Source organism: Xanthomonas dyei (assembly GCF_002939865.1).
In the GTDB taxonomy this organism is placed as follows: Bacteria; Pseudomonadota; Gammaproteobacteria; order Xanthomonadales; family Xanthomonadaceae; genus Xanthomonas; species Xanthomonas dyei.
Genome location: NZ_MDEE01000124.1, coordinates 1 through 441, shown reverse-complemented (window position 1 = coordinate 441; position 441 = coordinate 1). Strand labels below are relative to the sequence as shown.

2 pseudogenes are annotated in these 441 nt (G+C 64.6%); both read left to right on the top strand.

Annotation, left to right across the window (positions count from 1 at the left end):
• A pseudogene (locus XdyCFBP7245_RS24855) lies at positions 1-133 on the top strand (DUF1153 domain-containing protein); the annotation flags it as partial.
• Positions 133-441 (top strand): annotated as a pseudogene (locus XdyCFBP7245_RS23500) (IS3 family transposase); the annotation flags it as partial. The pseudogenes XdyCFBP7245_RS24855 and XdyCFBP7245_RS23500, both read left to right, overlap by 1 nt.

The window sequence follows — 441 nt, the reverse complement described above, 5'->3', positions numbered from 1 at the left end:
GGCCAAACCAGAAGACGTGCGCGAGCAGTACGCACGCCAGCTCAAGGACCTGCAGGAAGCCTACGGCGAGGCCATGCTGGAACTGCGCGCCCGAAAAAAGTTGTCAGCCCTGCTGGGCAAGGACGAGAGCTGATGGTCTCGATCCAGCAGGGCCTGAAGGAGGACGGGTTCGACGTCTCGATGGTCAAGCTGTGCCGCTGGTTCGGTGTGGCCCGGCGCAGCGTGTACTACACGCCGCGCAAGGCAGTGCCGAAGGTGAAGCCGGAGCTGGCCGCACCGATCGAAGCCATGATCGAGGCCGAGCCGTCGTTCGGGTATCGGACGGTGGCCGGACTGTTGGGGATGAACAAGAACACGGTGCAGCGGATCTTTCAGATCAAGGGCTGGCAGGTGCGCAAGCGGGCCGTGGGCAAGCGACCGCGGATCGAGGCCTTGCCCTCG